At 55.0% G+C, this 8,604-nt stretch carries 10 protein-coding genes and 2 pseudogenes; 2 read left to right on the forward strand and 10 right to left on the reverse strand.

The genetic code is table 11. The features are described from left to right. Window positions 1-227 precede the first annotated feature (227 nt). Both NKJ34_RS16015 and NKJ34_RS15475 read right to left on the reverse strand, forming a co-directional pair. Window positions 228-529, reverse strand: a pseudogene (locus NKJ34_RS16015) (aldo/keto reductase); the annotation flags it as partial. A 57-nt stretch (window positions 530-586) separates the two neighbouring features. Continuing rightward, window positions 587-1,333: a hypothetical protein gene (locus NKJ34_RS15475; protein WP_253739198.1), complete on the reverse strand. Its 747-nt coding sequence runs from the start codon at window positions 1,331-1,333 to the stop codon at window positions 587-589. Between the two features lie 5 nt (window positions 1,334-1,338). Here NKJ34_RS15475 and NKJ34_RS16020 point away from each other — a divergent pair, with 5 nt between their 5' ends. After that, on the forward strand, window positions 1,339-1,536 hold the full coding sequence (locus NKJ34_RS16020; protein ID WP_425491852.1) for a DUF7437 domain-containing protein: 198 nt from the start codon (window positions 1,339-1,341) through the stop codon (window positions 1,534-1,536). Between the two features lie 124 nt (window positions 1,537-1,660). Here the strand turns inward: NKJ34_RS16020 and NKJ34_RS15480 are convergent, their stop codons facing one another. The 3 genes from NKJ34_RS15480 to NKJ34_RS15490 all read right to left on the reverse strand — a co-directional run bounded on the left by NKJ34_RS15480 (window position 1,661) and on the right by NKJ34_RS15490 (window position 4,816). After that, window positions 1,661-3,004 (reverse strand): FAD-dependent oxidoreductase, encoded by a 1,344-nt coding sequence (locus NKJ34_RS15480; protein ID WP_253739199.1) that lies wholly within the window; start codon window positions 3,002-3,004, stop codon window positions 1,661-1,663. Between the two features lie 84 nt (window positions 3,005-3,088). Further along, window positions 3,089-3,493: a DUF4864 domain-containing protein gene (locus NKJ34_RS15485; RefSeq protein ID WP_253739200.1), complete on the reverse strand. Its 405-nt coding sequence runs from the start codon at window positions 3,491-3,493 to the stop codon at window positions 3,089-3,091. A 576-nt stretch (window positions 3,494-4,069) separates the two neighbouring features. Beyond that, a complete protein-coding gene (locus NKJ34_RS15490) occupies window positions 4,070-4,816 on the reverse strand; it encodes an SDR family NAD(P)-dependent oxidoreductase (RefSeq protein ID WP_321169469.1) in 747 nt (248 codons plus the stop codon). A gap of 370 nt (window positions 4,817-5,186) precedes the next feature. On the opposite strand from NKJ34_RS15490, the gene NKJ34_RS15495 reads away from it, so the two are divergent. Next, on the forward strand, window positions 5,187-5,645 hold the full coding sequence (locus NKJ34_RS15495) for a chemotaxis protein CheW (RefSeq protein WP_253739202.1): 459 nt from the start codon (window positions 5,187-5,189) through the stop codon (window positions 5,643-5,645). A 54-nt stretch (window positions 5,646-5,699) separates the two neighbouring features. On the opposite strand, the gene NKJ34_RS15500 is transcribed toward NKJ34_RS15495, so the two are convergent. The 5 genes and pseudogenes from NKJ34_RS15500 to NKJ34_RS15520 form a co-directional block, all read right to left on the reverse strand. Further along, window positions 5,700-6,113, reverse strand: a complete 414-nt coding sequence (locus tag NKJ34_RS15500) for a type II toxin-antitoxin system VapC family toxin (protein WP_253739203.1) — start codon at window positions 6,111-6,113, stop codon at window positions 5,700-5,702. After that, complete coding sequence (locus tag NKJ34_RS15505) at window positions 6,110-6,250, reverse strand: hypothetical protein (protein WP_253739207.1); 141 nt, start codon at window positions 6,248-6,250, stop codon at window positions 6,110-6,112. Before NKJ34_RS15505 ends, NKJ34_RS15500 begins: the two co-directional genes overlap by 4 nt. A 9-nt stretch (window positions 6,251-6,259) precedes the next feature. After that, window positions 6,260-6,421: pseudogene (locus tag NKJ34_RS15510) on the reverse strand (AbrB/MazE/SpoVT family DNA-binding domain-containing protein); the annotation flags it as partial. Between the two features lie 945 nt (window positions 6,422-7,366). Further along, on the reverse strand, window positions 7,367-8,026 hold the full coding sequence (locus tag NKJ34_RS15515) for a DUF2703 domain-containing protein (protein WP_321169471.1): 660 nt from the start codon (window positions 8,024-8,026) through the stop codon (window positions 7,367-7,369). Continuing rightward, window positions 7,939-8,604 (reverse strand): RNA-guided endonuclease InsQ/TnpB family protein (locus NKJ34_RS15520; RefSeq protein ID WP_253739205.1); only part of this gene is annotated, 666 nt, incomplete at its 5' end. The genes NKJ34_RS15515 and NKJ34_RS15520, both read right to left, overlap by 88 nt.

Raw genomic sequence — 8,604 nt, forward strand, 5'->3', positions numbered from 1 at the left:
AGTTCCTCGTCGAGAGTGTTGACGACAAAATTAAGCAGATGCTCTTCTTCGATCTGGTTGTCTGTTTGGGTCCGTGTCACACTACGTCCAAACAGACACTTCCTCTAACTCAATGTGATCGACTGAGACTGTAGCGTCATGTGCGTTAGCAACCTTCTGGATGGTCTCAATGCTGAGGATCGACCCGGCAGCGATCGAAAATAAGGCATAAATCAGATCCTGTACGCCTCACAGGCTTCGAGGACATCCTCATGGTCACGATTCAGTATGTTGTAGTAGTTTTGGACCGACGCGACCTCGACGTGCTCTCTGGCCGTTTCGAGCGGGTCGACGCTGACGTTCGAGAGTCCGATATGATCGATGAACCCCTGTCTTTGAGTTGTGCGAACGCTGTGAGGCTGTCCTCGAAGGGCGTGTCAGGATCGGGGCTGTGGAGTTGGTAGAGATCGAACGAGTCGACTCCGAGGCGGTCACGGCTGACAAGCACCTGATTGCGGATGAAGTCGGGATCGGCCTGGCTAAGCCACTCGCGGTAACGTGTCTGCGTCGGTAATTACAGTACCGAAAGTCGACAGTTGTGGATGAGTTACTGTGTCGAGACGGTGCCACTGTAGCGTACACTCCCGTCAGCAACAGCCGCAAGCACGGTTGCATGTGCCAACTGAGGGTTTGAAGCGATATGCTGTGCAGGAATCAGCGGTGCTGGAATCGGTTGGATCCCATCGGCACGCATTGCAGACACCCCAGCGTATGTACCGACAGCTTCGGTCCCACTGTAGACGACGAACTGACCATCCTCGTTTCGGCCGTACCGGTATTGGAACCGATCTGGGTGTGGAGCAGGGCAAGCGATTGCTTCGGCGGACTCAACGGTCGCTATCGGCTCGGAGTTCGACATGAGCTGTAGTTGTCGCGGCTCAGCAGACTCACTCTCAGGGGCCTCAATCCACGAGAGAGCTTCATTTGTGGGGACACACGCATAGCTGCCGTCGCCGAGTCGAATCCTCCCTTCGGTAGCGTAGAACTGTCTTGTGCCGTTCTGCGACCCAGCGAGCCCAAATGGAGGCGAGAGGAACTCGCCGACGGTATGCTCACAGTCTTGATCGACGGCCAGTATCGGAACCCGCCCGCTGTCGACAGCAGTCGAAATAGCTGAGATAATAGTCAACGGTCGACCGTTGGCGAGCGGCACGATCTCAAGTGGTGCGTCGAGGCCAACAAACGCAGTGGCGTCCCCCTGAACGACAGCTGGATTGTCATCACTGATGGTGAAGTCACGATCCTGAAGATCCCGTATGATTGGCTGGGTATCGACCGAAAACGATTGGTCCATTAATATTGTGTAGGAGCTGGACAAGGATAGCAGTTGTTGACCGACACGGCGAGGCGGCCCTCGCTCCGTTGGTTATGACGACAGTTGAGTATTTGAGGATAGAGACAACCTGTCGTGGTGTTGCAGATGATATTGACATCCCCGCCGTCGAAGCAATTTCAGTCACCCAAGCAATCGAATGGATTATCACTGTAGTGAAATAGCAGGATCCGACACTAACCGGGGTTCCCTTCGATGTTGACGGTCACGACCGGGCACTCGATCAAGGGCCATACCAGCGTGCCGATGAGTGAGCAAATCCCTCGTCATTTCCGACTGCACTCACTGTCAACTCGGTCTGAGCGTCCGCCAGAGAATGCGCGGAGACAACAACGATGTTGCTGGCTGTTCTAACCGAAAGACTCGAAGGAATGCTTCCGTCAGTTGGCCGTCGTCGTGGGCTTTGGTCACCAACCGTGTCGTGTACTTGTTGAGTAGATCTGTCGCAAACGGTTGTGGGCCCGTCGTCTCCTCGAAAATGAAATCGTTGGTCACCGCTGTTCGCCATGCTTCATGTACAACAGGAGCTATCTGGTCGAATACCCGCGGGCCGATCCCTGAGACACCTGCTGAAAGCGCATGATGAAGTGCAAGGGCATCAAGCGCGGCGACTGACATACCCTGGCCATAGATGGGGTTGAAACTGGCAACCGCATCACCGGTGACGACTAAGCCAGCAGGGAAGTCTCGAAGCTCGTGATAGTTGTGTCGCACACTGGCAGGAAATGGATAGCGACGGATCTCAGTAAGCCACTGTTGGGTGCGTAATTGGGCTGGGATCTCGTCGATCGGGAGCTGCGTAGCCCACTCAATAAATCGCTCTTTCTCAGTTGGAACTCGCTCACCGTGGAGTCCTTGCAAAAGAATTTGCCATCGATCTCCCTCGATTGGAAGCATCGCCGCTCCCCGCGGACGATCTGGTTCCGGAGCGATCAGAACGCCGCGCTGGACATCTGGAGGCCGGGAGACACAGACAGTGCCGTATGTAACATCGATATTCACACGGTCGACAGCTGGCTTTGGATACCCATGCTCCGCAAGCCACGCTGGAGTCTTGCTCGCTCGGCCACTGGCATCAACAGTCAGCGTCGCCTCAATCGTCGTTTCTGAGCCCTGTTCGTCTCTGAACCTGACGCCTGTTATCCGATCGGCCGATGGGTCGTGCGTATATGTAATGAAGTGGCACCCGTCTCTGACGTGGATATTCGGTTCGTTGCGCACTCGTTGTCGGGCGATGTGTTCGAACAGTGGACGGCTCGCATAGAGCGCTGAGAGTGGGGTCGCTGCTTCAGCAACGACTCCGCCCCTGTCATACCACGCGATATCTCGCGTCATGTTGAGTTCCAGGCCGCCAGCGTTCAGGACATCGGCGCTGAATTCTGGAAAGAGATCCTCAAGAGTCGCTCGCCCGGCTTCAAGCAGTGCGTGCGGTTGGCTGGTCTGTGGTGCTCCGTCACGAATGGTTGGCTCGTCAGATAGCGTATCTCGTTCGATAAGCACTACATCCTCAAAGGCATCTTTGAGAACTTGCGCTGCACACAGCCCAGCCATACTGCCCCCAATGACGATGGCACTGCCGTCAAGAGGTTCAATGCGCGAGTCATCATATCGTGCCATCGTACTCAGTGACATATTTTGATATAAACCACACGTGGGATTTATTTGACTATGTTGGGTCGTTTCTTAATTTTTATCAAACCATCATTTAGCTAACACTCACTGTACAAGGACACGATCGGTCAGCCAGCAGCCCGCGAGGTGACCCGCTGTCTGTTTCGACACTCCGAAGTCGTACGTCACGGTCCGGCCGCTCGGACCGGTCAGTGTCACCGTCTGTGTCGCCTGTGTTCCATCCCGTTCGAGCGGTCCCGTCACCGCCTCAACGTGGTCGATCATCGGGGCATACTGTGGCCCTTCGACCATCCGAATGAACCGGTCGAGCGGTCCCGTCGACCGCCGGTTCGCCGGCGAAGCGAAGTTGTACGCCGTCTTGATGCCGGCGTTTTCCTCCGGGGTGTCGTTCGCTTCGAGGGCGTCCAACTGTATCTCAATGACCCGTTCGGGCTCGTACGAGGGGTCCGGCGTCGGGAGACCGCTGACTGGATAATCGTTCGCTGTCATCGTTTACTCAAGCTACTGTCTCTAAGGTGCCCAATCCGGTTGAATGTGTTCCTGACTCAATCACTCCCGGGACTCGCCGGAATACGGTCCCACGAGCAGTGTCTGTCTACTTGTCCAGTTCGTTGCTGAGCCGTGACCGAGTCGCCAGAGTCACTCCCAGGAGTCACAGAGGAACATTGCACTGGACAGCAGGCGCTCGTCACGAGGTCGACAAGCGGTATTGGGCGGGCGGCCGAACCTGCTCAGCTGCTCGATGAGACCGGTCAGTCAAGTCAAACAGCGTCCATCCCGGGGTCCGGATTCAGTCGGGTTCTCCCGACGCCAATACCCCGCCTTGCAAAGACACTCTCGGTGGTGCCCAGCGTCACCACCGTCGCCGACGGGGCCGCCGAACTCCTCTTTCCAGCCGTCTCGCTACAGACCGCCGACATCTCCGGTCGGTACTTCAGGACCTTCAGGACCAACAGCTGACAACCCCGTCTCGTACGGCGCGTGATACGGACTTCCCGCCGACTCTGGGCATACAGCGCGGGCGTACTCGATATCGAACAACCGATGGTCGTAGCGGCGTCGTGACTACAACTCCGGGAGACGGCCGCCGTCGACCGCGATGTTCTGACCGCTGATATAGCCGGCATCGTCACTGAGGAAGAACAAAACCGGCGCAGCCACGTCCTCGAAAGACGCAGCTCGGCCCCGCGGATACGACGACACGTCGGAGACGGTGTTCTCAACGGCGAACGGCGAGACGGCGTTGACCGTGACGCCGTCGTCCTGTGTGTCCCCGGCCAGCATCCTGGTGAACATCAGGACACCGGTCTTGCCGACGAAGTACGGGAAGTTCACCGGGTGGGCATGCATCCGATCACAGTCCGCGAAACCGATGTTCACGATGCGCCCCCAGCCGGCATCTCGCATTCCATCGAGTGCCCGCCGAGCGCACAGCACCGTCCCATAGAACGTGCTTTCGACGGTGTCGCGGAACGCCGACCACTCGATGTCCGCCCAGTGTCGGGCGTCGAAGTTCCCGACGTTGTTGACGAGGATATCGACAGTTCCCAGCGCGGATTCAGCGGCGCTGAACATGGCGTCGACGCTTTCCGGATCGGTGATGTCTCCCTGGACAGCGGTCGCGTCCACACCGTACTCGCGAGCCGCCGCGGCCGTCTCTTCGGCGGCATCGGCACTGGTCCTGTAATGGACCACGACGTCGGCCCCGCAGGCGGCGATGGTCAACAGTAGCTCACGACCGACACGTTTCGCGCTGCCAGTCACGAGTGCTGTCCGCCCATCGAGGTCGGGTACTGATTCCATGCCGCTCATTAGGCACTCACGCGCTTGAACCCACTGCAGGATGGGCCCGCAAAGCGCACCTCGGGACTGTGACACCGGTCCAGTCAGCGGCTGAGCGCACTGCGAACGCCGCCCCAATATATACGATACCCAGGCTGACCGTCTGTCTCGCTCGCACTTCGAGACATACGAGTGCCCGTACGACAGTCTCTCGTCTTTTGCTGACGACCTCTGTGTGCAATGACAAATCGATACTGTACAGAACCAGCATTGACCCACCAGTTTCCGGACACCGATACCACAACCCGCAGTTTAATATTCGGTAAGTTAGGTCTCGAATAAGAACGAAGAACGAGATCATCTGAGTAAACTATAATTGAATACAAATCAAAGACTAAAAATGGGCAAATTCAAAACGGAGACCGAAACGAAAAGTACTGAATCAGATGGGAAAACGCAGGTTCTTGAGTTTGGACTCGACGATGAGATGTACTGCTTGGACATCGATGTTATTGACGAGATCGTCGATGCAAATGACCTCACACCGATCCCAAACTCTGCCCCGCACGTAGAAGGCGTCATGGATCTTCGAGGGCGAACTACGACTATCGTCAACCCGAACACGGTGTTCAATAACGGCCAAGACGGCGCACAAAACCGAATTATCGTCCTCGATCCCGACGTGATTGATGACGATACGACGATCGGCTGGATCGTCGACGAAGTCTATCAGGTTAGAACAGTAACCCAAGAGATGCTTGATGAGGGAACGACGGCAAACGACGAAAATGTCAACGGTATCGTGAAAACTGACGACAAGTTCGTCGTCTGGGTCTCTCCCAACATCGCAACAACGTGAGTTGAGTTCACAGAGATACAAGGCGGATGCCACGGGGCTTGACCCCGAGGCAGTTTACACCGGATCTGTCCGGAACCGTTCGACAGATGCATCGACATCATCAAAATCATCATCAGCACCGACCAGTAGCGTCCCGCCAACATCGTTCGCTGTCGCGAGGGCATAGGCATCTCCAAGGGCCATCGTGTATTGTCGTTTGAGATTCGCCGCAGTATCCCAACACTCGCGTGAATCATGAACGACAACGCCGAGTTCCTCGAGTCGCCGGAGACTTGCTTGGAGATCGTTCCACCGAAACCCAACTCGTGATCCGACATACAATACCTCCGTCTTTGTGACCGGACTGATGTAGCCGTCAATCTCTCCAGAGGCAACTTTGTCGATCCAGTCTTCGACTGTGTCACTGCCCGGCTCGTCGTCTAAATATGCGATCAGTGGTTCCGTATCAAACACTAATCGACCGATCATTCAGTCGACTCCTCGCCCGAATAGCGGTCGACCAACTCGTCGACTTTCTGTTGATCTCGATCCCGCTCGTCGCGGAGGACAGCCGTTGCTGGACGGTCATCTGCGCCCTCGCGCTGCAGTCCTCGAAATTCACGCATCGATCCGATTGGACGAACCACGATCTCGCCGTCTTCAGTTTCAACGAATTTTACCCGTCCGGGAGCGGATATCCCGTGTTTCTCCCTGAATTGTTTCGGAATCGTCGCTTGACCCTTCTCGGTAACAGAGACGATATGCACTTCACCGTTCTGTTCAGTATTACTTGACATAAGTAATAATTCGAGTTAGAAATACTTAGCTCTGTTCGTCCTCCCAGTAATCGAAAATTCTATCGACACACTTCCAGAACCAGACACACGCTGTCTGTCGAATCCGAGGTACACGAACCACGTCTTGGAACTTCCAGAACCCCCACCCACAGGGCGTTATATAATTATATTCGCCAGACAGAATATACATCAACTCCCAGGTAAACTCGGTTAGATATGCGACAGTCTCGCCGAGTATTCATCGCTTCTCTAGCGGTTTTCGGAGGTGGGTGTCTGAGTTCTCGCAGTTCCTCGAAGTCCACAGCGGAGTCCGATCGCGACAGTGACGGTGTTCCTGATACCACCGATGATTATCCCACTGACGATCGGAGGGCATATCGGTCATTTCAAATCGACGGGACCGAGACGCTCCAACCAGGTCAGTTTTCAGCAGTCGCGCTCACCAATTCCCCGCAGGCAAGCGGTGATGTCCTGCATTACGACATCAATGTCGATGGGAATACCGAGGTTGACTGTCTCGTGTTCGAACGAGAGGCGTATGACGCCTATCAAAACGGAGATCGTGAGGTCTCTATCGTATCCAAATATAGTCGGACGGGAATTACCGAAACGACGGTAACGCAGAGACTTGATCAGGGAGAATACATTTTTTCACTAGATTATACCGACTTGGTGACCGACCCCAACGAGACAAGTGTTACTGTGACTCGTTCGCTCGAACTCGGCGAACCAGCCGACGAATAGCTCCCTGCTGAGGCTGTATCCAACGAATCTGATATTGGTATCAGATCACTAAAACTCGTATGCTAATTATAGTGTGCGAACTGATCAAAAACGTCCACATCCCACTGGCCTTCGAAGAGAGCCGTGTCGACCTTGATGATCGTTCGATTCTTCGATACACCAGTCGAGACTAAGTCAAATATGTTTAAGAAAAATTATATTTTAGCAACTACACCCGCAGTCCGATTCATCGATGCCTGACCCTCGAAAGAAGTCTCGAACATTCGACGAAAGCTGATCGGCTTGGATCTCCCGTGATCCACCAAGTTGCATCCCGTTCGGTGCGATAGCTTGCACTAACGACTCGACGAGGAGTCCGATAGGTGCTGTCGAGTGTTCCTCACCGCGGTACTGCCAGAGGCGACAATCAACGCCTCCGTCACACTCACAGAGGTCTCCACACGATTCGCAGGTGTTTTCAATGTAGTCTGGCTGGATATCCCGGCCATCGATGCGGATCGTTGGTGACACAGCAAGTTGCGTCGCTTCGGCTGCTTCCAGTGTTGAGACGTGAATGTCTCTGACGGTTATACCGACATCCAGCGCATCAAGGATCGGTTCGATCCGTTCAAGCGCCGCTTCGAGTGCATCTTCAGTCCCCATACATCGATCGCAGGATTCGTTGTCCAGATAGAGGAAATCGACTGTGACCGTCCGCCGTGTGTACTCCTCGACTGCCGGCTGATTGACATCCTCCCCGCCGTAAACGGCGAGGATTCCCGAGCGTTGGGATATTACGGTTTGCAGTCTCTCGCCTGTTCTTGTAGGTGGAACGCACCCGTGGTTGTATCGAACAGGTAGACTCCGGGCTGTGCCAACCAGCCGTTACTCATATCCCCCGTTGGGAGACTTTGAGTTATCTTTCTGCGTATGTTCACCGCACCATTCACGTCTGCGTTCATCGTCGTCTCGCACGATTCACAGACGTACAGGCCACGCTCGACACGATTGTTATCTCGTATCTGACCGCAACACGAACAGGTCTTTGACGTATTTGACTCATCGACCCGATTTACGAGGATACCGTGTTCCTCGGCTTTGTATTCCAAGAGCCGGGTAAACCGGTCAAACTCCCACCCGTGCAACTTCTTGTTGCCTGATCGCCCCCAGTTCCGTGTTTCACCGTCGTCGTCTTCCCGAATATCACTCAGGTCGCCTACGGCGATTGTTCCGATACACTCCTCAACACACCGTTCGACAACGTGTTTCGAGAGGGTATGTAAGAAGTGATCTTTCCGGCGTGAGAGTTTCTGTCGAGCTTTCACTGCACGTTGTGAGGGGCCATTCTCGCCATCCGTGTCGTACTCGTCACGGGTGAAATAGTGTTTATCCTGTTTCAGCCGGTTGCCGGGATACAGCTCGCTGGGTCCGTCCTCGTAGTCAATAGCGAGGTAGTTGCT

It is taken from the genome of Halohasta salina, assembly GCF_024178165.1.
Lineage (GTDB): Archaea > Halobacteriota > Halobacteria > Halobacteriales > Haloferacaceae > Halohasta > Halohasta salina.

Coding starts and splice junctions, on each gene's coding strand:
- NKJ34_RS15490 (WP_321169469.1), bottom strand. CDS start 4,816: ATGAGCGGCATGGAATCAGTACCCGACCTCGATGGGCGGACAGCACTC.
- NKJ34_RS15495 (WP_253739202.1), top strand. CDS start 5,187: ATGGGCAAATTCAAAACGGAGACCGAAACGAAAAGTACTGAATCAGAT.
- NKJ34_RS15500 (WP_253739203.1), bottom strand. CDS start 6,113: ATGATCGGTCGATTAGTGTTTGATACGGAACCACTGATCGCATATTTA.
- NKJ34_RS15475 (WP_253739198.1), bottom strand. CDS start 1,333: ATGGACCAATCGTTTTCGGTCGATACCCAGCCAATCATACGGGATCTT.
- NKJ34_RS15480 (WP_253739199.1), bottom strand. CDS start 3,004: ATGTCACTGAGTACGATGGCACGATATGATGACTCGCGCATTGAACCT.
- NKJ34_RS15485 (WP_253739200.1), bottom strand. CDS start 3,493: ATGACAGCGAACGATTATCCAGTCAGCGGTCTCCCGACGCCGGACCCC.
- NKJ34_RS15505 (WP_253739207.1), bottom strand. CDS start 6,250: ATGCGTGAATTTCGAGGACTGCAGCGCGAGGGCGCAGATGACCGTCCA.